Genomic DNA, 23736 nt, shown 5'->3' on the forward strand with positions numbered 1-23736 from the left:
TTTCCCAAGCATTGCTGAATATCGAATAAGGTTTGCCAGATGCTGATTATCCCCGCTATCGATCTCAAGGACGGCGCTTGTGTACGCCTGCGCCAAGGCCGCATGGAAGACTCCACCGTGTTCTCCGATGACCCGGTGAGCATGGCTGCCAAATGGGTAGAAGGTGGCTGCCGTCGTCTGCATCTGGTGGACTTGAACGGTGCCTTCGAAGGCCAGCCGGTGAATGGCGAAGTAGTTACCGCCATTGCCAAGCGCTACCCGAACCTGCCGATCCAGATCGGCGGCGGTATCCGCTCCCTGGAAACCATCGAGCACTACGTCAAGGCCGGCGTCAGCTACGTGATCATCGGCACCAAGGCCGTGAAAGATCCGGCGTTCGTCGCTGAAGCCTGCCGCGCATTCCCGGGCAAGGTGATTGTCGGCCTGGACGCCAAAGACGGTTTCGTCGCCACCGACGGCTGGGCTGAAATCAGCACCGTGCAAGTGATCGACCTGGCCAAGCAGTTCGAAGCCGACGGCGTATCCGCCATCGTTTATACCGACATCGCCAAAGACGGCATGATGCAGGGCTGCAACGTACCGTTCACCGCTGCTCTGGCGGCTGCAACGAAGATTCCGGTGATCGCCTCCGGTGGCATTCACAACCTGGGCGACATTAAATCGCTGCTGGACGCCAAGGCGCCCGGCATCATCGGCGCCATCACCGGCCGCGCGATCTACGAAGGCACCCTGGACGTCGCCGAAGCCCAGGCTTACTGCGACGCCTACAACGGCTGAGGACTGACCATGGCGCTGGCCAAACGCATCATCCCTTGCCTGGACGTCGACAACGGTCGCGTGGTCAAGGGCGTCAAGTTCGAGAACATCCGTGACGCCGGCGACCCGGTGGAAATCGCCCGTCGCTACGATGAGCAAGGTGCCGACGAGATTACCTTTCTCGACATCACCGCCAGCGTCGACGGCCGCGACACCACGCTGCATACCGTCGAGCGCATGGCCAGCCAGGTGTTTATCCCGCTGACCGTGGGCGGTGGCGTGCGCACGGTGCAAGACATCCGCAACCTGCTCAACGCCGGTGCGGACAAGGTTTCGATCAACACCGCCGCCGTGTTCAACCCGGAGTTTGTCGGTGAAGCCGCGCAGCACTTCGGTTCGCAGTGCATCGTGGTCGCCATCGACGCCAAGAAAGTCTCCGGCCCGGGCGAAACCCCGCGCTGGGAGATCTTCACCCACGGCGGTCGCAAGCCGACCGGCCTGGACGCGGTGGAGTGGGCGATGAAGATGGAAGGCCTGGGCGCCGGTGAAATCCTGCTGACCAGCATGGACCAGGACGGCATGAAAAACGGCTTCGACCTGGGCGTAACCCGCGCCATCAGTGATGCGCTGGGTATTCCAGTGATCGCTTCCGGCGGTGTCGGCAACCTGCAGCACTTGGCCGACGGCGTGATCGAAGGCCATGCCAGCGCAGTGCTGGCGGCGAGTATTTTCCACTTTGGCGAATACACCGTTCCCGAGGCCAAGGCCTACATGGCGGCGCGCGGTATCGTCGTTCGCTAAACGCTGCTGGACACCATGGCAGGCGCGCGGCACTCTCTGCGCTTGCCATGGATTCCGGTAACCTTCATGTTCAAACACCTGCTGCTCGCCCTCGCCAGTACTTCCATGCTTTTGGCAGGCTCGGCCCGTGCCGAAGAGCCGTCCGACGCCTCCCTGGTGTTGCTGACGGAAAACTTCCCGCCCTACAACATGGCGAAAAACGGCAAGAACTTCGCCAAGGACGAGAACATCGAAGGCATCGCCGTCGACATCGTGCGCGAGACGTTCAAGCGTGCCGGTATTTCCTACAACCTGACCCTGCGTTTTCCTTGGGAGCGAATCTACAAACTCGCCCTGGAAAAGCCCGGTTACGGCGTATTCGTGATGGCGCGCCTGCCGGGTCGTGAAGCCTTGTTCAAATGGGTCGGTCCCATCGGCCCCGACGACTGGGTGATGCTGGCCAAGGCTGACAGCAAGATCGAACTGGCGGACCTTGAACACGCCCGTCGCTACAAGATTGGCGCCTACAAGGGCGACGCCATTGCCGAAACCCTGGAGAAGCAGGGCCTCAATCCGCTGGTGGTGTTACGCGACCAGGACAACGCGCAAAAGCTCATGGATGGCCAGATCGACCTATGGGCGACGGGTGATCCCGCCGGGCGTTACCTGGCGCGTCAGGTGGGCGTGACGGGGCTCAAGACCGTGCTGCGCTTCAACAGCGCCCAGCTCTATCTTGCGTTGAACAAAGATGTGCCGGATGAGCTGGTGGCCAAGCTGCAGGCCGCGCTGGATCAGTTGCGCAAAGACGGCGGCGTCGACGAGATCATGGCGCGCTACCTCTAAACCGACAGAAATCACGGTGGGAGCTGGCTTGCCTGCGATAGCGGTGGTTCAGTTGACCTATTTGTCACTGAAAGACCGCTATCGCAGGCAAGCCAGCTCCCACACTGGAATGTCGCCATCTTATTTAACGGTACTGACCGTTCTTGCCATGCCCGGCCATGGCCTGGTTGCCACGCACGCTGATCATCAACTTGATATCAATCCAGTCAATGCCCTGCGCCTTGAGCTTGGGCAGCTCGCGCTCCAGCACCGCCAGGGTTTGTGGATAAGGATGGCCGATCATCACCACCGAGCCTTGCTTGTGGGCCAGCTTGATCGCGGTTTGCAGTTGCGTGGAAATGGCCGCTTCGGTGCGCTCGTCATCGAGGAATACGTCCCGCGACACATGCGCCAGGCCGATCTTCTGCGCTTCGGCAGCGGCCACGGTCTGCGCGCTGGTGCGGCTGTCGACGAAGAACTTGTTGCGCCGTTGCAGCTCGCCCATCAACCAGGCCATGGCGTCCCGTTGGGCGGTCATGCGGCTGCCCATGTGGTTGTTGATGCCGGCGGTGTAGGGCACGGCCTTGAAGGCAGCATCCAGGCGCTTGCCGAGTTCTTCGATCGGCAGGTCCGGGTGCCAGGCGAACGGCCCGGTGGCCGGGTCCATGGGCATGTGCAGGATCACGATCTTGCCGGCCTTGTGCGCTTCGCGGGCGAATTCGGCGGCGTGGGGCGTGTCCGGCATGATGGCGGTGGTTACCGGCCCAGGCAGGGCCAGTACGCGGCGATCCCGGGGCAGGTTTTGCCCAAGGTCGTCGATGATGAGGGTCAGATAGGCTTTATGCGATTCGCTGGCCGGGGTCGCGTGGGCGACCCCGGCCAGGCTGCACAGCACAGCGATGATCAGGGCAAAACGCATATCAACGGCTGCGCGTGATGCTCAGGCCTTTAAGCAGGCTCAACGCCTGGGCCAGTTGGTAATCGTCGTCCTGCGGCATCGGCTTGGCTTTGGCGCCGCTGCCGGTTGGCTGGTCGGCACCGCCATTGCCATTGCCCAGGTGACCTTGCAGGTCGGCCTCTTTGTAGTACTCGCTGTCGATCTCGTTGGTGATCTTGGCTTTGCGCACTTCGATGTCCGGCACGATGCCCTGGGCCTGGATCGAACGACCGTTCGGCGTGTAGTACAGCGCCGTGGTGATCTTCAGTGCGCGCTCGTTGTTCAGCGGCAACACGGTTTGTACCGAGCCTTTGCCGAAGCTGGTGGTGCCCATCAGCACGCCACGTTTCTGGTCTTGCAGGGCACCGGCGACGATTTCCGACGCCGAGGCGCTGCCGCCGTTGATCAGCACTGCCAGTGGCACGCCTTCGCTCAAGTCATTGCCGGTGGCCGAGAAGCGCAACTCGGAGTTGGCGATACGGCCCTTGGTGTAGACGATCAGGCCTTTGGTGATGAAGTGGTCGACCACTTCCACCGCCGCCTGCAGCACACCGCCTGGGTTGTTACGCAGGTCGAGCACGATGCCATTGAGTTTCTTGCCGTTGTCTTTGCGCAGCTTGGCCAGGGCCTTGGCCACTTCGTCGCCGGTCTTGACCTGGAACTGGGTGATACGGATGTAACCGTAGCCCGACTCCAGCAGCTGGCTCTTCACGCTCTTGACCGTGATGGTCGCGCGGGCCAGGGTCACGTCAAACGGGTTGCCGCCGTCGCGCACCAGGGTCAGGGTGATTTTCTGGCCGAGCTTGCCGCGCATCTTGTCGACGGCTTCGGTCATGGTCTGGCCACGGGTCGGCTGGCCGTTGATCTTCACGATCAAGTCGCCGGCCTGGATACCGGCCTTGGAAGCAGGCGTATCGTCGATGGGCGAGACCACTTTGATTTGGCCGTCTTCAGAGCCGACTTCTATGCCCAGGCCACCGAACTCACCGCTGGTGCTTTCCTGCAGCTCGGCGAAATCTTCCGGGCCGAGGTAGGCGGAGTGCGGGTCGAGGTTGCTGAGCATGCCCTTGATGGCATTTTCCAGCAGGGTCTTGTCGTCTACGGGTTCGACATACGCGGCTTTGATCCGGTCCATGACCTCGGCAAAGGTACGCAGCTCGTCCAGCGGCAGCGGCGCCTTGGTGGTCGCTGCCGTGGCGGCGGGCGCAGCTGGAGCAGCCTGGTCGGCAAAAGCCAGAGGCGCGCCGATCACCAGGGCGATCGTCAGGGCCAGCGAAGTGAGGCGGGACAAATGCAGCATGTCGAACGAACTCCTAATGTAGATGCGGCCCTATCCTTGGGAACGGCACCATTGTGCAGGGTCGCTCGGGCGGCCCTGCTGACGAATAGCGAAGTACAGCGCCGGAGTGTCCTGGCCACCACTGTTACCGACAGTGGAGATGGATTCACCGGCTTTTACAACATCACCTGCCGACTTGAGTAAAGTCTGATTGTGGCCGTAAAGGCTCAAATAGCCATTACCGTGGTCAAGAATCACCAACAAACCGGCACCGCGCAGCCAATCGGCAAACACTACGCGCCCACCGTGGACGGCGTGGACCTGGCTGCCGGCAGCGGCGCTGATCATCACGCCGTCCCACTTGGCGCGGGTGTCATCGCCACGGGTTTCACCGAAGCGTGCCAGTAGTCGACCATCAACAGGCCATGGAAGTTTGCCGCGAGCTGAAGCAAAAGGGCCGCCAAAGTTCTCGCCGGCGCTGGAAACCAGCGGGCCAGGGGCTGCATGTGCGGGTTTACGCGGTGCCGGTGCGTCCGTCGTAGCGGCCAGTTCGGCCTCACGCTGACGTTTTTTTTCCGCTTCCTGCTGGGCGATCAGCGCTTTCTGCCGCGCTTCTTCGGCCTCACGTGCCTGGCGGGCCAGGGTTTCCTCGATGGTTTTGAGCACTTTGCCGAGATCGGCCTGGTCTTGCTCGCGGGCCTGCAGCTTGGCGTCACGGGCCTTCACGTCGTCATTAAGCTTGGCCAGGGCCAGTTGGCGTTCCTTGCGTACCTTGTCCAGCTGGTCGCGCTGGGTGTCGAGGGCGGTTTTCTGGTCGAGCAGCTGCGACTGTTGGTCGGCAATTTCCTGTTCGACATTGGCCAGTTGGCGCAGGGTTTCGTTAAACCCCTTCAATTGCGCCAGGCGTGCCTTGCTCAGGTAGTCGTAATAGGTGAGGGTGCGCGCGAATTTTTCCGGGTTCTGCTGGTTGAGCAGCAGCTTGAGGTATTCCTGGCGGCCGCTCTGGTACGCGGCGCGGGCCTGGATGGCGATCAGGCGTTGCTGTTCAACGCGGGCGCTCTGGAGTTTTTTTTTCTCAGCGTCGAGTCGCTCCAGTTCCGACTCGCTCTTCTTTAATTCTTTTTGTAGCTCCTGGACCTGCTTCTCGAGCTTGCCCATCTCGGTTTCCGTGCCGCGCAGGTCTTTCTGCACCCCGGATTTTTCTTCCTGGAGTTTGCCGAGCAGTTTTTTCAGCTCGGTAATGTCCTGACGCGTAGCGTCCAACTGTTGTTGGGTTTGTGCGCGCTCATCGGCAAACGCCGGTTGGAGCAAGCAGACTAGAGCGAGGGTAATCAAGGCGCGAAGCATAGAGGCGGGCGACACCAGGGAAAGGGACGGCCTAGTATGCCCGCCAAGCGCGGCAAAAAAAACGCCCAATTCAGGCTGGGAGGCAAGATAGGTGCCGAGTGGCGGTGGTATGGCAAAAAGATATCTGTGAAAACCCCGAAAACCAATGTGGGAGCTGGCTTGCCTGCGATGCGGACACTTCGGTGCTTCAGATAGACCGAGTTGATGCCATCGCAGGCAAGCCAGCTCCCACAGGGGCTTGCGGTGTTTCTCAGGCTCAGACCAGAATCGAGGTGCCGGTCATCTCTTTCGGCTTCTCCAGCCCCATCAGCTTCAGCATGGTCGGCGCCACATCCGCCAACACGCCGCCTTCACGCACTTTCAGGTCGCGCTTGCCGACGTAGATGAACGGCACTGGTTCAGTCGTGTGGGCAGTGTGAGCCTGGCCGGTGGATTCATCCGACATCTGCTCGCAGTTGCCGTGGTCGGCAGTGATCAGCGCTTCGCCGCCGACCTTTTCCAGGGCGTCGACGATGCGCCCGACGCACAGGTCCAGGCATTCCACGGCTTTTACGGCCGCTTCCAGGTTGCCGCTGTGGCCAACCATGTCGCCGTTGGCGTAGTTGACCACGATCACGTCATAACGCTGGTTGTCGATGGCGTCGACGATCTTGTCGGTGACTTCCGGCGCGCTCATTTCCGGCTGCAGGTCGTAGGTGGCGACTTTTGGCGACGGAATCAGGATGCGTTCTTCACCTGGGAACGGCTCTTCGCGGCCACCGGAGAAGAAGAAGGTCACGTGGGCGTATTTCTCGGTTTCGGCGATGCGCAGCTGGGTCTTGCCGTTTTTCGCCAGGTAATCGCCCAGCACGTTTTCCAGGCTGCCCGTCGCGAACGCCGACGGGGCCGGGATGTTGGCGGCGTATTGGGTGAGCATCACGAACTCGACTTTCGGCTGGCGCGCGCGCTCGAAGTCCTTGAAGCCGGCGTCGACAAACACATGGCTCAGCTCGCGGGCACGGTCGGCGCGGAAGTTCATGAACACCACGGCGTCGCCGTCTTCGACCTTCACCGGCTCGCCGATGGTGGTGGCCTTGACGAATTCATCGCTCTCGCCACGGGCGTAGGCGGCAGCCAGGCCTTCCTGGGCGGTGGCGGCGTTGAATTCGGCCTGGCCGTCGACGATCAGGTTGTACGCCTGGGCGACGCGGTCCCAGCGGTTGTCACGGTCCATGGCGAAGTAGCGACCGACCAGGCTGGCGATGCGGCCTTTGCCCAGCGCAGCGAAGGTGGCGTCGAGCAGTTCGATGGACGATTGCGCGCTTTTCGGCGGTGTGTCGCGACCGTCGAGGAAGGCGTGCAGGTAGATCTTGTCGGCGCCGCGCTTGAACGCCAGTTCGGCCATCGCGACCAGGTGGTCCTGGTGGCTGTGTACGCCGCCATCGGACAACAGGCCCATGAAGTGCACGGCCTTGCCGGCTGCGACTGCTTTATCTACCGCTGCGCAGATCGTCGGGTTCTCGAAGAACTCGCCGTCGCGGATCGATTTGGTCACGCGTGTGAAGTCTTGGTATACCACTCGTCCGGCGCCGAGGTTCATGTGGCCGACTTCCGAGTTGCCCATCTGGCCGTCCGGCAAGCCTACATCCATACCGGAACCCGAGATCAATCCGTTGGGTACGGTGGCGGTGAGGCGGTCGAGTACCGGCTTCTTGGCGGAGTAAACGGCGTTGTCGTGGTGGCTTTCACTGTGTCCGAAGCCATCGAGAATTATCAGGACCAAAGGTTTAGGCGTAGTAGTCATAGATCCTCTCGCGGCGGTAATAAAGGAAGGCAATCTAAAAGGGAGTAGCAGTTTAAAGCGAAGTTCCGACCACGTCACCGCTTTACGGGGGTTGGCCCCCCCTGACGGCTGTGTATACTTACCGCCATTTTAACGCCCTGGAACCTCCTTGATGGTTGATCACCTGATTGCATTTGCCACTGCCCACTACCTGCTCGCGGGTGCCTTCGTCATCCTGCTGGCGCTGCTGATCGCTCATGAAATGAGCCGCGGTGGCCGCAGCCTGAGCACGTCGGAGCTGACCGCACTGGTCAACAAGGATGAGGCCGTTGTCGTGGATATTCGCCCGGCCAAGGATTTTGCCGCCGGCCATATCGTCGGCGCCCTGAACATTCCACAGGACAAGCTGATCGCACGCCTGGCCGAGCTGGAAAAATACAAGTCCAAGACCATCATTCTGGTCGACGCCCAAGGCCAGCACGCCGGCACCCACGCCCGCGAGATGCTCAAGACCGGTTTCACCGCCGCCAAACTGTCCGGCGGTATCGGCAGCTGGAAGGCCGATAACCTGCCGCTGGTGAAGTGATATGAGCCAGGTTGTCGTTTATTCCAGCGATTATTGCCCTTACTGCATGCGAGCCAAGGCTCTGCTTGAGAAAAAGGGCGTTGCCTTCGAAGAGATCAAGGTCGACGGCAAACCCCAAGTGCGCGCCGAGATGACCAAGAAAGCGGGACGCACCTCCGTGCCGCAGATCTGGATCGGCGACAAGCATGTCGGTGGATGCGATGACCTGTTCGCCCTGGAGCGCGCCGGTAAACTCGATGCGCTGCTGCTCGTCTGACTCCTAAACCCTAAAAGACCCCAAGATCAAGAAGGATCTGCGATGACTGACCAACAGAACACTGAAGCAGCGCAAGACCAAGGCCCACAGTTTTCGCTGCAGCGGATCTACGTGCGTGACCTGTCGTTCGAAGCGCCGAAAAGCCCGGCCATCTTCCGCCAGGAATGGACCCCAAGCGTTGCGCTGGACCTGAACACCCGTCAAAAGGCACTGGAAGGCGACTTCCACGAAGTCGTGCTGACCCTGTCGGTCACCGTCAAGAACGGCGAAGAAGTGGCGTTCATCGCTGAAGTGCAACAGGCCGGTATCTTCCTGATCCAGGGCCTGGACGAAGCCTCCATGAGCCACACCCTGGGCGCGTTCTGCCCGAACATCCTGTTCCCGTACGCCCGTGAGACCCTGGACAGCCTGGTCACCCGTGGCTCGTTCCCTGCGCTGATGCTGGCTCCGGTGAACTTCGATGCTCTGTACGCGCAAGAACTGCAGCGTATGCAAACAGAAGGTTCGTCGACCGTTCAGTAAGTCGACGCTGTAAAAAATGTGGGAGCTGGCTTATGTGGGAGCTGGCTTGCCTGCGATAGCTTCACCGCGGTGTGCCTGACACACCGAGGTGCTTGCATCGCGGGCAAGCCCGGCTCCCACATAAGCCCGCTCCCACATTTTGTTTGGTGTATTACTTGAAGCCCAGCTGGCGCCAGCCTTCGTAGACGGCAACGGCTACGGTGTTGGACAAGTTCAAGCTGCGGCAACCCTCGCGCATCGGCAAGCGCAGGCGATGGCCGTCGGGCAGGGCGTCAAGCACCTCGGCCGGCAGGCCACGGCTCTCAGGGCCGAACAGGAACGCGTCGCCTTCGGCAAAGCTGGCATCATGAAACGGCCGCGAACCTTTGGTGGTGAACGCGAACAGCCGTGGGTGGCCCAGACTTTCCAGGCAGCTTGCGAGGTCGGCGTGACGCTTGAGCGTGGCGTACTCGTGGTAGTCCAGCCCGGCGCGGCGCAGGCGTTTGTCGTCCATGTCGAAGCCCAGCGGCTCGATCAAATGCAGGTGGCAGCCACTGTTGGCGCACAGCCTGATAACGTTGCCGGTATTCGGCGGAATTTCTGGTTGAAAAAGGATGACGTGAAACATGCACGGCTCCGAAGGCAAAGATGCGCTGCATTCTACCCCTGAAGACGACCCAAGACCGAAGCTTATGCCTCGGGTCATGGGCTCATTGGCGATTGTCGGCTTGATGATCGGTTTGATGATCGGCCGCCTGACCACGCCGGACCCGGTCGCGCTGCAGCAGGTGGAGACGGCGGCCGACGGCTTGGTGGTGTGGTTCAACAGCGAACCCAAGCTGCATGGCGAGCATATCGATGGCACCGTGGCGCTGTTATTCGACGCGCAGGGCATGGCCGCCAGTGGGCAACTCAAGGTCAACGACAAGGATGTGAATTGGCGCACCCGCAAGACCGATGCCGGCTTGCTGCTGAACCTGGTGGCGGCTCGGCCGTTGCGCGGGGAGTGGAAGGGGGAGAAGGCCGATGGCCGCTGGCGGCTGCAGATCCATCTGCACGAGGAATAAAAGAGGGAATCCCCGGCCTGCCTGTACCAAGGTTCCCAAAACGGGCTGGGGCTATGGGCGCTGTGCCGCATAAGCCCCGGGTGTAAAGAAGGGAGTTCCCGGCCTGCCTGTACCAGGGCTCCCAAAACGGGCTGGGGCTATGGGCGCTGTGCCGCATAAGCCCCGGGTGTAAAGAAGGGAGTTCCCGGCCTGCCTGTACCAGGGCTCCCAAAACGGGATGAAGCCAAAGGCTTCGGTGTTAAAGAGGGAATCCCCGGCCTGCCTGTACCGAGGTTCCCGAAACGGGTGTGGGGCACGACGCTGTTTGCATCAAGCACCCCGGGTGTAAAGAGGGGATTCTCGGCCTGCCTGTACCAAGGTCCCCGAAACTGGGTAGTACAAGGCTTATTGCAGGGCGCGTGCCAGAATTTGCAATTCTCACCAAAAAAATTTGCCAGAAAGCGCAAAGCCCCGGAATACGGGGCTTTGGTGTTTTTACGGTTTAATATTTTTTTAATCAGGCAGGTGTTTCAGGCGTTGGATCCGTGCGCGATGCTAGTTCATGGTGCATTGAAGCGGTGCACGGTCCTGGAACTTTGTGGAGATCCAAATGTGGGAGCGGGCTTGCTCGCGAAGGCGCCTCATCAGTCGATACACCTGTTGACTGACACACCGCCTTCGCGAGCAAGCCCGCTCCCACATGGGTTCTTCAGTGGATGATCGTTCCTACGCTCCGCGTGGGAATGCCTCCAGTGACGCTCCGCGTCACGACTTTGAAATGGGACGCGGAGCGTCCAGAGCTGCGTTCCCACGCAGAGCGTGGGAACGATCAATCAGCCCTCATCACCCTCATCATCATCGCCACCATCCACCTTCATGCCCAACTCCTTGATCTTGCGCGTCAAGGTATTGCGGCCCCAGCCCAGGAGCACGGCGGCGTCGCGGCGGCGGCCGGCGGTGTGCTTCAGGGCGGTTTCGATCATGATCCGCTCGAAAGCCGGCACGGCGCTGTCCAGCAGGTTCGACTGGCCGCGTGCCAGGGCCTGGTCGGCCCATTGGCGCAGCGCCTGTTCCCAATTGGTCACCGGTGCCGAGTCCTGCGGCAGGCTCAACAGCTCTGGCGGCAAGTCGCTGATATGCACTTCGCGCCCCGACGCCATCACCGTGATCCAGCGGCAGGTGTTCTCCAGCTGGCGCACGTTGCCCGGCCACGGCAGGTTCTTCAGGTATTCCTCGGTCTCGCTTTTCAGCAGCTTCGGTTCAACGGCCAGCTCTTGGGCGGCGCGACTGAGGAAGTGCCGCGCGAGCGTCGGGATATCTTCGCGACGGTCAGACATGCGTGGGATGTGGATGCGGATTACGTTCAGACGGTGGAACAAGTCTTCACGGAATTTGCCCGCGTGCACCAGGGTTTCCAGGTTCTGGTGGGTCGCCGCAATGATGCGCACATCGACCTTGACCGGCGTGTGCCCACCCACGCGGTAGAACTCGCCGTCGGCAAGTACGCGCAGCAAGCGGGTTTGCGTATCGGCTGGCATATCGCCGATTTCATCCAGGAACAGCGTGCCGCCATCCGCCTGTTCAAAGCGGCCGCGACGCAAGTTGGCTGCGCCGGTGAACGCGCCTTTCTCGTGGCCGAACAGCTCTGACTCCATCAAGTCCTTGGGAATCGCCGCCATGTTCAGCGCGATAAACGGCGAGGCTGCCCGTGGGCTGTGACGGTGCAATGCATGCGCCACCAGTTCTTTACCGGTGCCCGATTCGCCGTTGATCAGCACGGTGATGTTGGAATGGCTCAAGCGGCCAATGGCGCGAAACACTTCCTGCATCGCCGGCGCTTCGCCGATGATTTCCGGGGTACGCGTCAGGGCCGGCGGGGCTTCCTGGTTCTGCTGTTCCTGGGCGTGCTGGTTGGCGCGTTTGACCAGCGCCACCGCCTCGTCCACGTCGAAGGGCTTGGGCAGGTATTCAAAGGCGCCGCCCTGGTAGGACGCGACAGCGCTGTCCAGGTCCGAGTGCGCGGTCATGATGATTACCGGCAGGCGCGGGTGCTGTTCGCGGATGCGCGCCAGCAAGTCCAGGCCACTGGCGCCCGGCATGCGGATGTCGGAGATGATCACGTCCGGCTGCTGGCGTGCCAGGCGGCTCATCACCCCGTCGGCGCTGTCGAAGCTCTGGGTGGTCATGCCTTCCTGTTGCAAGGCTTTCTCGAGGACCCAGCGGATAGAACGGTCGTCATCGACGATCCAGACGGTTTCACTACGGCTCATGTCGATGGGGCTCCTTGTTCCAGAGGCAGAAAGATCGAGAACGTGGTGTGGCCGGGATGGCTTTCACATTCGATCAGACCCTGGTGCTGGCTGATGATGTTCTGGGTAATGGCCAGGCCCAGCCCGGTGCCGTCCGGGCGGCCGCTGACCATGGGAAAAAAGATGGTTTCCTGCAGTTCCGCAGGAATGCCCGGGCCGTTGTCGATGATCTCGACCTTGGTCACCAGGCGATGGCGCACATGGCCGATGGTGAACTGGCGCAGGGCACGGGTGCGCAGGCTGATGCGGCCCAGGCGCAACTCGTTCTGGCTGCTGATGGCCTGCATGGCGTTGCGCACGATATTGAGCACCGCCTGGATCATCTGCTCGCGGTCGATCAACACGTCGGGAATGCTCGGGTCGTAATCGCGCACCAGGGTGATGCAGCCTTGGCTTTCGGCTTCCACCAACTGGCAAACGCGCTCCAGCACCTCGTGCACGTTGGTCATCGCCAGCGACGGCAACTTGTTGGAGCCGAGCATGCGGTCCACCAGGTTACGCAGGCGGTCGGCTTCCTCAATGATGACGTTGGTGTAGTCCTTGAGGTTCTCGTCCGGCAGCTCGCGGGCCAGCAGTTGCGCCGCGCCGCGAATCCCGCCCAAGGGGTTCTTGATCTCATGGGCCAGGCCGCGTACCAGCATCTTGCTGGTTTCCTGCTTGGACAGCTGCGCCTCTTCTTTGGTGATGCGCAGCAGGCGGTCGCGCGGGTGTACTTCGAGCAGCAACAGGGTCGCGCCGTTGCTCAGGATTGGGGTTACGGCGTAGTCGACGGTCAGCGTCTGGCCGGTGAGGGCGGTGAGCATCGCTTCGCGCTTGGTGAACGGGTGTGCCTGCTCCACCGCCTGGCGCAACGAGCTCAAGGCTTCGGCCGACTCGGTGAACAATTCGCTGATGAACTGCCCATGGCTGCGCTGGCCGCTGATAGCCAGGAGCATCTCCGCCGCCGGGTTCATGTACTCAAGACGCAGGTCGTCGTTGAGCAAGATGGTCGCGGTGGTCAGGTTGTCGAGTAACAATCGGTGCAGTGCATCGCTGATGGTCATCAGGACCTCTTTTGGAGCAAGGCGCGGGCTTGAGGCACACGCTGATACAAGGAAAATGCAAAAACCAAACCAAAGCTCCGAAAAGAAGCGTTAAAGCCCTGAAACAGGGGTTTAAGGCTCGAAACTGTGGCGTTCTGCCAGCCTGCTCGGGAAGATTCGAACCAAAATGGGCTGTTTGGTTGGGAAGGGTGCGGCCTACCGCACCAATATAGTGCAGTTTTGCGCGCTTTGTTCAGGAAGGTTTTTTAGGCGTGTTTTTGCGGTTGTTCAGGCAGGATTTGACGATCTCGTGCAGGCCAGTGCTGTTTTGGGGGAGGACGAACTCTGCGGTCAGCGGCGAGTCGCCGGGGATTGCTGAGGGCAAGGTCATCGTGATCAGTTGGCCGTGCGTGTTATTGGCGATCCACTCGCGCAGTTCTTGGCGATTAGCGGGCATGGTGAATTTAAACAGTACGCCATGCTGCTGGGTGGGTTCTGCGCTGTAGTAGCCGTTTACACGGTAAGTTCGTGCAGGGAGGGCGCCGGTGGTAAGGCTGAGTGGTCCTGAGGATCGAGCGTCCGGGCCTTCGTAAATATTGGGGTTGAAGCGCAATTTATCGGTGTGGGTCAGCAGCGAAATCATCGGGCGAGAGGGGGAGCTGTAGCAGGCGACTTGCAGGATTGCGATGCTGGTTTTTTGTGCGTGAGTGGCTGTGCCAGTGATTCTGGCGTTGATTATCGTACTGTCCGGATACGGTGTCTCCACCGTCCAGGCGTTGGGCTCGGTGTCGGAGGCGGAGTCGAGTGCGGGTTGTACTTCGGTCAGCTGGCTGATTGCGAGCGTCAGTGAACACAGGAGCTGGCAGTTGAGAGTCATCGCGAAGTACGTCGGCGGCTGGCGGCTGGACGCTGCATCGTAGAAGCTCGACTGCCTGGGAAGTATCAGACATTTCTGCGGTTTAACACGAATACTGGGAATGGGCCTTCAATGAAGCAGGCCCAGGTCGGTCAAGGCGTATAGATGCACAGCTCGGCTGTGGCACGGGCCATGGCGATTTGGGTCAGCGGGTCGCGAAGCGGTTCGTGTACGGCCTGCGCCAACCATTGAGGGCACTGCGGGTTGCTGCGTTCGGGGCTGAAGTCCGCCAGCTGCTGTAGCAGGCGCTTTTGCAGTTGGTCCAATTGGGGGCGAATCTTGCCGACCAGATCCGGGCGCGGCGTGTCGGGTGCCTTGCCGGTGAAGTGCCAGTCCGACAGCCGGGTGTATTGCACCAATTTGTTCGCTTCAATCTGCGCACTGAAGAACTGCTCCGCCGCGTCAGGCGCCACTTTGTAGCTCGGTGCCTGGGCTCTCACGCTGGCGATCACAGCCTGTTCACGAGGGCGATCTTCCACGGCCTTGTGGCTGTCCCATTTGCTCAGTGCGACCTCGTCGGCGATGGCCAGGCGCTCGGCGATGCTGTCGAGCAACGGCGCGAGGGTAGGCGGTGCAGCGCTGGCACTGGCGCTGGCGCTGACGAACAGCAGGGCGAATACAAATCCAAACTTCAAGGGTGATCTCCTGTGGGAGCGGGCTTGCCCGCGATGACGGTGTGTCAGCAATACACCAGGCGGCTGTTACTGTGCTATCGCGGGCAAGCCCGCTCCCACATTTTAAATAGGATTTGCACACCCGATGCAGTGAGTTTGCACAAACCCCAGGCAAAAAAAAGACCTCCCGAAGGAGGTCTTTTTCGTTACGCCGCGTTAAGCAGCGCTACCGGATCAGCAGCTGTAGTACAGCTCGTATTCCAGTGGGTGTACGAAGGTGCGTACTTTGATTTCTTCTTCGCTTTTCAGCTCGATGTAGGCATCGATGAAGTCGTCGCTGAATACGCCGCCTTTGGTCAGGAACGCACGGCCCTTGTCCAGCTCTTCCAGGGCTTCTTTCAGGCTGCCGCACACTTGTGGGATCTCTTTGGCCTCTTCAGGCGGCAGGTCGTACAAGTTTTTGTCGGCGGCGTCGCCAGGGTGGATCTTGTTCTGGATACCGTCCAGGCCGGCCATTACCAGGGCAGCGAAGGCCAGGTATGGGTTGGCTGCTGGATCCGGGAAGCGCGCTTCAATACGGCGAGCACGAGGGCTGGACACGTAAGGAATACGGATCGAAGCGGAACGGTTACGAGCCGAGTAGGCCAGCATTACCGGTGCTTCGAAGCCTGGGACCAGACGCTTGTAGGAGTTGGTCGACGGGTTGGTGAAGCCGTTCAGGGCCTTACCGTGCTTGATGATACCGCCGATGAAGTACAGGGCGGTGTCGGACAGGCCGGCATAACCTTCGCCAGCGAAGGTGTTCTTGCCTTCTTTGGCGATGGACAGGTGAACGTGCATACCCGAACCGTTATCGCCGTACAGTGGCTTAGGCATGAAGGTAGCGGTACGGCCGTAGGCATCAGCCACGTTGTGTACGCAGTACTTCAGGGTCTGAACTTCGTCAGCCTTGGCAACCAGGGTGTTGAACTTCACACCGATTTCGTTCTGGCCGGCAGTCGCCACTTCGTGGTGGTGAACTTCGATGACCAGGCCCATTTCTTCCATGGCGTTGCACATGGAGGTACGGATTTCGTGGTCGTGGTCGAACGGCGGAACCGGGAAGTAGCCGCCTTTGATACCTGGACGGTGGCCTTTGTTGCCGCCTTCCACGTCCTGGTCGGACATCCACGAACCTTGTTCGGAGAAGATTTTGAACATGGAGCCGGAGATGTCGGACTTGAACTTGACCGAATCAAAGATGAAGAATTCTGGCTCCGGGCCTACGAATACGGTGTCGCCGATACCGGTCGACTTCAGGTATTCCTCGGCACGCTTGGCGATCGCACGTGGGTCGCGGTCGTAGCCTTGCATGGTCGAAGGCTCGATCACGTCGCAGACGATGATCAGGGTTGGGTCTTCGGTGAACGGGTCGAGAACGGCAGTGCTGTCGTCCGGCATCAGGATCATGTCGGAGGCTTCGATGCCTTTCCAGCCAGCAATGGAGGAACCGTCGAACATTTTGCCTTCTTCGAAGAAAGCATCATCCAGCGCGTCGCGAGCCGGCATGGTCACGTGGTGCTGAGTACCTTTAGTGTCCGTGAAGCGCAGATCAATCCATTTAACGTCATGATCTTTGATGAGTTGAACCGACTTCGACATGGTGTCCTCCGGGTGGCTTCGGGCTGGGGTAGTGGAGTTAGCCCTTAGAATGTGGGTGATGCCGGCGCGAATACTCGACCAAGGCAACCTGCCTCACAAGAGAGCAAATTGCATGCCAGTGCGCCAACATGGCCTTTTTGCTTCAAAATGGCCCCTATAACGGTGCAATCCGCTGAAGCGGAATAAATAACGCACTGCAATGTAGCGTTAATTTAAGTAAATGACCCGTTTTGGTGCGCGCAGAGCACAATGCATATTAACTGGTTAAACCTTGAGCGATTTCCGCTATAATCCGCGCCCCCCTTTTTCAGCAGGCCCGGCGCGCGCTGTTTCCATGAAATTAATCGTTAAAGTCTTCCCCGAGATCACCATCAAAAGCCGACCGGTACGGACGCGTTTCATCCGTCAGTTGGCCAAGAACATCCGTGCCGTGCTCCGAGACCTGGACCCGGCTGTGGTGGTGAACGGCGTGTGGGACAATCTCGAGCTGGAAACCCGTATTACCGACGCCAAAGCCTTGAAGGATATGACCGAGCGCCTGAGCTGCATGCCGGGCATCGCGCATTTCCTGCAGGTGGATGAGTACCCGCTGGGCGACTTCGACGACATCACCGAAAAGTGCAAACTGCACTACGGCAGCGAGCTTGAAGGCAAGATTTTTTCGGTGCGCTGCAAGCGTGCCGGCAAGCACACCTTCAGCTCCATGGACGTCGAAAAATACGTCGGCAGCAAGCTGCGTCGCGAGTGCGGCGCCGCCGGAATTTCCCTTAAAGCGCCGCAAATTGAAGTGCGCATGGAAATTCGCGACCAACGGTTGTTTGTGATTCACAGCCAGCACAACAGCATCGGCGGCTACCCGCTGGGCGCCCTGGAACAGACCCTGGTTCTCATGTCCGGCGGTTTCGATTCCACCGTGGCGGCCTACCAGATCATGCGCCGCGGCCTGATGAGCCACTTCTGCTTCTTTAATCTGGGCGGGCGTGCACATGAATTGGGCGTGATGGAAGTCGCGCACTTTATCTGGAAGAAGTACGGCAGCTCCCAACGCGTGCTATTCGTAAGCGTGCCGTTCGAGGAAGTGCTCGGCGAAATTCTCGGTAAAGTCGATAACAGTCATATGGGCGTAGTATTGAAGCGTATGATGTTGCGCGCTGCGTCCCGAATCGCCGATCAGTTGCAGATTGACGCACTGGTGACCGGTGAAGCGATCTCCCAGGTGTCCAGCCAGACGCTGCCGAACCTGTCGCTGATCGACTGCGTGACCGAAAAGCTGGTGCTGCGCCCGCTGATCGCCAGTCACAAGCAGGACATCATCGACCTGGCCGAAGAAATCGGCACGGCGGATTTCGCCAAGCACATGCCTGAATATTGCGGGGTCATTTCGGTGAACCCCAAGACCCACGCCAAACGCAACCGCGTGGAGTACGAAGAACAACAGTTCGACATGGCGATTCTGGAGCGTGCGCTCGAGAACGCCAAAATGGTGCCGATCGATCGCGTAATCGACGAATTGGGCCAAGACGTGCAAATCGAAGAAGTCAGCGAAGCCCTGGCCGGCCAGATCGTCGTCGACATCCGTCACCCGGATGCCGCTGAAGATGAGCCACTGGAAATCGCTGGCATCGACGTGCAAACGCTGCCGTTCTATGCATTGAACGCGCGTTTCAAGGAACTGGATAACAGCCGTCAGTACCTGCTGTATTGCGACAAAGGCGTGATGAGTCGCCTGCATGCCCACCATTTGCTCAGTGAGGGGCATGCCAATGTGCGCGTTTATCGACCGAGCTAAGAGCCCGGGGCTGTTTGCCTGTGGCCTGCGTCACCGGCCCCCCGACTCTGCCGTCAAGCTGTAACGGCAAGGCCTGACTCTACTGTTAATCGCTGCCACGACCTGTCAGCACACCGAATCCTCTGATCGAGATACACAAGTGATCGAAAATCTACGTAACATCGCCATCATTGCTCACGTTGACCATGGTAAAACCACCCTGGTAGACAAACTCTTGCGTCAATCCGGCACCCTGGAGCGCAACGAGCTCAACGACGAGCGCGTGATGGACTCCAACGACCAGGAAAAAGAGCGCGGTATTACCATCCTGGCTAAAAACACCGCCATCAACTGGAACGGCTACCACATCAACATCGTGGATACCCCGGGCCACGCCGACTTCGGCGGCGAAGTTGAACGCGTAATGTCGATGGTTGACTCCGTTCTGCTGCTGGTTGATGCCCAAGACGGCCCTATGCCGCAAACCCGTTTCGTGACCAAGAAGGCTTTCGAAGCCGGCCTGCGTCCGATCGTGTGCATCAACAAGGTTGACCGTCCAGGCGCACGTCCGGACTGGGTTCTGGACCAGATCTTCGACCTGTTCGACAACCTGGGTGCTACCGAAGAACAGCTGGACTTCAAAGTCGTCTACGCCTCGGCCCTGAACGGCATTGCCGGTCTCGAACACACCGACATGGCTGAAGACATGACCCCGCTGTACCAGTCGATCGTCGACAACGTACCAGCGCCAAAAGTTGACCGTGAAGGCCCGTTCCAGATGCAAATCTCGGCACTGGACTACAACAGCTTCCTGGGTGTTATCGGTGTTGGCCGTATCGCTCGTGGTAGCGTCAAGCCGAACACCCCGGTTGTCGCCATCGGCGCCGACGGCAAGAAACGCAACGGCCGTATCCTGAAGCTGATGGGTCACCACGGTCTGCACCGCATCGACGTTGAAGAAGCGTTTGCCGGTGACATCGTTTGCGTAAGCGGTATGGACTCGCTGTTCATCTCCGACACCCTGTGCCAGCCGGACAACGTCGAGGCGATGAAGCCTCTGACCGTTGACGAGCCAACCGTTTCCATGACCTTCCAGGTAAACGACTCGCCTTTCTGCGGTAAAGAAGGCAAGTTCGTGACATCCCGTAACATCAAGGAACGTCTGGACAAAGAGCTGCTGTACAACGTTGCTCTGCGCGTTGAAGAAGGCGACTCGGCTGACAAGTTCAAGGTTTCCGGCCGTGGTGAGCTGCACCTCTCGGTACTGATCGAAACCATGCGTCGCGAAGGCTTCGAAATGGGCGTTGGTCGTCCTGAAGTGATCATCCGTCAGGTTGACGGCGTGAAGCAGGAACCGTTCGAAAACGTCACCATCGACACCCCTGAAGAATCCCAGGGCAAGGTCATGGAAGAGATGGGCCTGCGTAAGGGCGACCTGACCAACATGGTGCCGGATGGCAAAGGCCGTGTGCGTCTGGAATACAACATCCCTGCTCGTGGTCTGATCGGTTTCCGTAACCAGTTCCTGACCCTGACCAACGGTGCTGGCATCCTGACCTCGATCTTCGATCGCTACGACACCATGAAGTCCGGCGACATGTCCGGCCGTCAAAACGGTGTTCTGGTATCGGTAGAAACCGGCAAGGCGCTGACCTACTCCCTGGAAACTCTGCAGGCGCGTGGCAAGCTGTTCGTTGAACACGGTCAAGAGATCTACAACGGTCAGATCGTTGGTCTGAACAGCCGTGACAACGACATGGGCGTCAACCCAACCAAAGGCAAGAAGCTCGACAACATGCGTGCTTCGGGTAAAGACGAAACCATCGCCCTGGTTCCACCTGTTCGCTTCACCCTGGAACAGGCTCTGGAATTCATCCAGGACGACGAGCTGTGCGAAGTTACGCCTAAGTCGATCCGCCTGCGTAAGAAGATCCTGGACGAAGGCGAGCGTACCCGCGCTGCCAAGAAAGCCAAGAACTGAGTTAACTCAGGCTGAATGAAAAACGCCCCCGGTCGAAAGGCCGGGGGCGTTTTTTTATGCCTGATCGCTGATCGTTCCCACGCTCTGCGTGGGAATGCAGCCCAGGACGCTCCGCGTCCGCACTAAGAGGCGGGACGCGGAGCGTCCCAAGAGGCGTTCCCACGCAGAGCGTGGGAACGATCATCAGAACTTATCGAGGGTCTTGAACTTGGTCTCGCGCACCACTTCTTTGGGCTTATACGCGCAATACCCTGGGCGCGGCCCGATTTTTGGGTGGTTGCGGCACGTATCCGGGCGCTTGTCATAAATAGTGCAGAAGCGCGTCTTACGATCCAGGTACAAGCAATCGTTGTTGCTCATGCGCTGCAGGGTAAAAATCTCGGATTTGGAATTGAAGCGCTCGACGATGCCTTCCTTCTGCAAACGCTTGGCGATGTTCTTCGGCGGGTCGCCGCGTTCGAATTCATCGACGATGCCAATGCGGATCAGGTCCTTGATCTTCACCTCAACCGGCAGCGTGCAGCAGCTGGACACGCAGCCACCGCACATGTGGGCGGAATATTTCTGCCAAGTCTCGAGACGGTCGAGTTCCGCAGCGGCGATCAGTTGAGGCTTCATCAGGGTTCCAAGGTGGGGCTATATCCGGGCGCGCGATAATACCGGGATTGATGATTTTTTGAACAATATTTTGCGGCTTTCAGCCCGAAGGCTGCGCAAAGGCCAATTGGGCACGACCCCTGCATTAAATTCCGGCAAAGGTGAATGAGTTAAAAAACTGCCGAACCAGACCGTCTACCGTCTGTCAGACCGACTAGGCTCTAGCAACTCCTTCAATCTCGCCCGAGGTCGCACCGATGTCTCAGGAACCGCTTGCACGAGAAGCAGAGGTAGCCGCATTCCGCGATGCTGTCTTGACCAAACTTACCTACGCGGTGGGCAAAGACCCCGACCACGCCTTCGACCATGACTGGTTCGAAGCCATTGCCCTGGCCGCGCGCGACCAGATGGTCGATCACTGGATGGACCACACGCGGCGTATCTACCGCAAAGGCCAGAAGCGGGTTTATTACCTCTCCCTCGAATTCCTGATCGGTCGCTTGCTCTACGACAGCCTGAGCAACCTGGGCGTGCTGGAGATTGCGCGCGAAGCGTTGTCCGAGTTGGGCGTCGACCTGGAACGCATCCGCCTGCTGGAGCCCGACGCGGCCCTCGGCAACGGTGGCCTGGGCCGCCTGGCCGCATGCTTTATGGAAAGCATGTCGACCTTGGGCATTGCCGGCCACGGTTATGGCATTCGTTACGAGCACGGCTTGTTCCGCCAGGCGATTGTGGATGGCTGGCAACAGGAGCAGACCGAGCGCTGGCTGGACTTTGGCAACCCGTGGGAATTCGAGCGCGCCGAAGTGATTTACCCGATCGGTTTTGGCGGCAGCGTCGAAACCCTGGCGGACGCCTCTGGCAAGATGATTCAAGTGTGGTCGCCGAATGAAACTGTGCGCGCGGTGGCTTACGACACCCCAGTCGTCGGCTGGCGCGGCGCCAGCGTCAACACCCTGCGCCTGTGGCGTGCACGCGCCGTCGAAGACCTGCACCTGGAACGCTTCAACGCCGGTGACCACTTGGGCGCCGTCGCCGAAGTGGCCCGCGCCGAAAGCATCTCCCGCGTGCTTTACCCGGCCGATAGCACCGAAGCAGGGCAGGAACTGCGCCTGCGTCAGGAATACTTCTTCGTCTCCGCCTCGCTGCAGGACTTGCTGCGCCGCCACAAAAACATGCACGGCTCGGTATTGAGCCTGGGCGAACACGCCGCCATCCAGCTCAACGACACTCACCCGTCGATTGCCGTGGCCGAGCTGATGCGCCAACTGGTGGACCTGCATGACATTCCGTGGGAAGCGGCGTGGGACGTGACGGTTGAAACGCTTTCCTACACCAACCACACCTTATTGCCGGAGGCGTTGGAAACCTGGCCTGTCGGCCTGATGGAACGCATGCTGCCACGGCACATGCAGATCATCTACCTGATCAACGCCCAGCACATCGACTCGCTGCGCGCCAAGGGCATTCATGATTTCGACGTGCTGCGCGCTGTGTCGCTGATCGAAGAAGACAACGGCCGCCGCGTGCGCATGGGCAACTTGGCGTTCCTCGGCTCCCATAGCGTCAACGGCGTGTCCGGTTTGCACACCCAGTTGATGCGCAGCACGGTGTTCTCCGAACTGCACAAGCTCTACCCGGAGCGCATTAACAACAAAACCAACGGCATCACCTTCCGCCGCTGGCTGTACCAGGCCAACCCCAAACTCACCGAGATGCTGGTGGAAGCGCTGGGCCCGGACATTCTCGACACCATGGAAACCCGCCTCACGGAGCTCGAAACCTTCGCCGAGAAGCAGTCTTTCCGCAAAGCCTTCGCCGATCAGCGCCTGCACAGTAAACGTGCATTGGCCGAGATCATCCACGAGCGCCTGGGCATTTCGGTCAACCCGGCGGCGATGTTCGATGTACAGGTCAAGCGCATCCACGAATACAAACGCCAGTTGCTCAACCTGCTGCACACCGTGGCGCTGTACCAGGCGATCCGCGCCGAGCCGGGTACCGACTGGGTGCCACGGGTGAAGATCTTCGCCGGCAAGGCGGCCGCCAGTTATCACCAGGCCAAGTTGATCATCAAGTTGACCAACGACATTGCCCGCACCGTCAACAACGACCCGACTGTGCGCGGTTTGCTCAAGGTGGTGTTCCTGCCCAACTACAACGTCAGCCTGGCGGAAAGCATCATTCCGGCGGCAGACTTGTCGGAGCAGATCTCCACGGCCGGCTTTGAGGCCTCGGGCACCAGTAACATGAAGTTCGGCCTCAACGGCGCGCTGACCATCGGCACCATGGACGGCGCCAACGTGGAAATGCACGAGCGGGTGGGCGCCGATCACATGTTCATCTTTGGTCTGAGCGCGCAGCAGGTGGAAGCGCGCAAGCACGCCGGTGAATTTAATGCCGGGCCGGAAATTGCCGCCTCCCATCGCCTCAACGATGTACTGCAAGCGATTCGCGGCGGGGTGTTCTCGCCGGATGATCCGGGCCGTTATGTGGGCTTGATCGACGGGCTGATCGACTACGACCGTTTCCTGGTGTGTGCCGACTTCGACTCCTACTGGGACGCCCAGGCGCGGGTCGAGGCGCATTGGCATGACTCCAAGGCCTGGTGGCGTTCAGCAGTGCTGAACACGGCGCGGATGGGCTGGTTCAGCTCGGACCGCACGATCCGCGAATACGCCACCGAGATCTGGAAAGCCCTCGACTAACCACTGCTGATCCAAATGTGGGAGCGGGCTTGCCCGCGATAGCGCAGTGTCAGTTTGCAAATATGTCGACTGATACACCGCTATCGCGAGCAAGCCCGCTCCCACATT

At 59.9% G+C, this 23736-nt stretch carries 21 protein-coding genes; 10 read left to right on the forward strand and 11 right to left on the reverse strand.

What is annotated here, in order from left to right; all coding sequences use genetic code 11:
• Nucleotides 1–39: 39 nt before the first annotated feature.
• The 3 genes from hisA to PspR76_RS01910 all read left to right on the forward strand — a co-directional run bounded on the left by hisA (nt 40) and on the right by PspR76_RS01910 (nt 2379).
• Nucleotides 40–777: a 1-(5-phosphoribosyl)-5-[(5-phosphoribosylamino)methylideneamino]imidazole-4-carboxamide isomerase gene (gene hisA / locus PspR76_RS01900; RefSeq protein WP_003187784.1), complete on the forward strand. Its 738-nt coding sequence runs from the start codon at nt 40–42 to the stop codon at nt 775–777.
• A 9-nt stretch (nt 778–786) separates the two neighbouring features.
• Nucleotides 787–1557 (forward strand): imidazole glycerol phosphate synthase subunit HisF, encoded by a 771-nt coding sequence (hisF, locus tag PspR76_RS01905; RefSeq protein WP_003171107.1) that lies wholly within the window; start codon nt 787–789, stop codon nt 1555–1557.
• Nucleotides 1558–1623: 66 nt separating this feature from the next.
• The gene (locus PspR76_RS01910; protein WP_159953726.1) at nt 1624–2379 is read left to right on the forward strand and encodes a substrate-binding periplasmic protein; all 756 of its coding nucleotides are present in this window, start codon (nt 1624–1626) and stop codon (nt 2377–2379) included.
• A 124-nt stretch (nt 2380–2503) separates the two neighbouring features.
• On the opposite strand, the gene PspR76_RS01915 is transcribed toward PspR76_RS01910, so the two are convergent.
• The 4 genes from PspR76_RS01915 to gpmI all read right to left on the reverse strand — a co-directional run bounded on the left by PspR76_RS01915 (nt 2504) and on the right by gpmI (nt 7704).
• A complete protein-coding gene (locus tag PspR76_RS01915; protein ID WP_159953727.1) occupies nt 2504–3277 on the reverse strand; it encodes a divergent polysaccharide deacetylase family protein in 774 nt (257 codons plus the stop codon).
• Nucleotide 3278: 1 nt separating this feature from the next.
• On the reverse strand, nt 3279–4595 hold the full coding sequence (locus PspR76_RS01920; protein WP_159953728.1) for a S41 family peptidase: 1317 nt from the start codon (nt 4593–4595) through the stop codon (nt 3279–3281).
• 30 nt (nt 4596–4625) lie between these two features.
• Entirely contained in the window at nt 4626–5921 is a 1296-nt protein-coding gene (locus PspR76_RS01925; protein WP_159953729.1) for a murein hydrolase activator EnvC family protein, read from the reverse strand.
• Between the two features lie 256 nt (nt 5922–6177).
• The gene (gene gpmI, locus PspR76_RS01930) at nt 6178–7704 is read right to left on the reverse strand and encodes a 2,3-bisphosphoglycerate-independent phosphoglycerate mutase (protein WP_159953730.1); all 1527 of its coding nucleotides are present in this window, start codon (nt 7702–7704) and stop codon (nt 6178–6180) included.
• 151 nt (nt 7705–7855) lie between these two features.
• On the opposite strand from gpmI, the gene PspR76_RS01935 reads away from it, so the two are divergent.
• From PspR76_RS01935 to secB, 3 genes are read left to right on the forward strand one after another with little or no spacing between them, the layout of a single operon-like run.
• Entirely contained in the window at nt 7856–8269 is a 414-nt protein-coding gene (locus tag PspR76_RS01935) for a rhodanese-like domain-containing protein (protein ID WP_159953731.1), read from the forward strand.
• A gap of 1 nt (nt 8270) precedes the next feature.
• Nucleotides 8271–8525 carry a glutaredoxin 3 gene (gene grxC, locus PspR76_RS01940; protein WP_053253893.1) on the forward strand — a complete coding sequence of 85 codons (255 nt, stop codon included), beginning with the start codon at nt 8271–8273 and terminating at the stop codon, nt 8523–8525.
• Between the two features lie 42 nt (nt 8526–8567).
• Nucleotides 8568–9047 (forward strand): protein-export chaperone SecB, encoded by a 480-nt coding sequence (gene secB / locus PspR76_RS01945; protein WP_106577478.1) that lies wholly within the window; start codon nt 8568–8570, stop codon nt 9045–9047.
• A 151-nt stretch (nt 9048–9198) separates the two neighbouring features.
• Here secB and PspR76_RS01950 read toward each other — a convergent pair whose 3' ends face one another.
• The gene (locus tag PspR76_RS01950) at nt 9199–9654 is read right to left on the reverse strand and encodes a tRNA (cytidine(34)-2'-O)-methyltransferase (protein WP_003171120.1); all 456 of its coding nucleotides are present in this window, start codon (nt 9652–9654) and stop codon (nt 9199–9201) included.
• Here PspR76_RS01950 and PspR76_RS01955 point away from each other — a divergent pair.
• A complete protein-coding gene (locus PspR76_RS01955) occupies nt 9653–10093 on the forward strand; it encodes a hypothetical protein (RefSeq protein WP_159953732.1) in 441 nt (146 codons plus the stop codon). The two genes, PspR76_RS01950 and PspR76_RS01955, sit on opposite strands and share 2 nt — an antisense overlap.
• 812 nt (nt 10094–10905) lie before the next feature.
• On the opposite strand, the gene ntrC is transcribed toward PspR76_RS01955, so the two are convergent.
• The 5 genes from ntrC to glnA all read right to left on the reverse strand — a co-directional run bounded on the left by ntrC (nt 10906) and on the right by glnA (nt 16574).
• Nucleotides 10906–12342, reverse strand: coding sequence for a nitrogen regulation protein NR(I) (ntrC, locus tag PspR76_RS01965; RefSeq protein ID WP_003218003.1), 1437 nt, complete (start codon nt 12340–12342; stop codon nt 10906–10908).
• Nucleotides 12339–13424, reverse strand: a complete 1086-nt coding sequence (gene glnL, locus PspR76_RS01970) for a nitrogen regulation protein NR(II) (RefSeq protein WP_016979130.1) — start codon at nt 13422–13424, stop codon at nt 12339–12341. The genes ntrC and glnL overlap by 4 nt, the downstream gene beginning before the upstream one ends.
• A 232-nt stretch (nt 13425–13656) precedes the next feature.
• Entirely contained in the window at nt 13657–14280 is a 624-nt protein-coding gene (locus PspR76_RS01975) for a hypothetical protein (RefSeq protein WP_159953734.1), read from the reverse strand.
• A gap of 131 nt (nt 14281–14411) precedes the next feature.
• A complete protein-coding gene (locus tag PspR76_RS01980) occupies nt 14412–14954 on the reverse strand; it encodes a chorismate mutase (RefSeq protein ID WP_159953735.1) in 543 nt (180 codons plus the stop codon).
• Between the two features lie 213 nt (nt 14955–15167).
• Nucleotides 15168–16574, reverse strand: a complete 1407-nt coding sequence (gene glnA, locus PspR76_RS01985; RefSeq protein WP_024072899.1) for a glutamate--ammonia ligase — start codon at nt 16572–16574, stop codon at nt 15168–15170.
• Nucleotides 16575–16908: 334 nt separating this feature from the next.
• Here glnA and thiI point away from each other — a divergent pair, with 334 nt between their 5' ends.
• Nucleotides 16909–18363, forward strand: a complete 1455-nt coding sequence (thiI, locus tag PspR76_RS01990; RefSeq protein ID WP_159953736.1) for a tRNA uracil 4-sulfurtransferase ThiI — start codon at nt 16909–16911, stop codon at nt 18361–18363.
• 139 nt (nt 18364–18502) lie between these two features.
• On the forward strand, nt 18503–20323 hold the full coding sequence (gene typA / locus PspR76_RS01995; RefSeq protein WP_003217997.1) for a translational GTPase TypA: 1821 nt from the start codon (nt 18503–18505) through the stop codon (nt 20321–20323).
• A gap of 183 nt (nt 20324–20506) precedes the next feature.
• Here typA and PspR76_RS02000 read toward each other — a convergent pair whose 3' ends face one another.
• On the reverse strand, nt 20507–20941 hold the full coding sequence (locus PspR76_RS02000; RefSeq protein WP_017529542.1) for a YkgJ family cysteine cluster protein: 435 nt from the start codon (nt 20939–20941) through the stop codon (nt 20507–20509).
• Nucleotides 20942–21177: 236 nt separating this feature from the next.
• Here PspR76_RS02000 and PspR76_RS02005 point away from each other — a divergent pair, with 236 nt between their 5' ends.
• Nucleotides 21178–23628 (forward strand): glycogen/starch/alpha-glucan phosphorylase, encoded by a 2451-nt coding sequence (locus tag PspR76_RS02005; protein WP_106577485.1) that lies wholly within the window; start codon nt 21178–21180, stop codon nt 23626–23628.
• Nucleotides 23629–23736: the final 108 nt, after the last annotated feature.

The organism is Pseudomonas sp. R76 (genome assembly GCF_009834565.1).
Lineage (GTDB): Bacteria > Pseudomonadota > Gammaproteobacteria > Pseudomonadales > Pseudomonadaceae > Aquipseudomonas.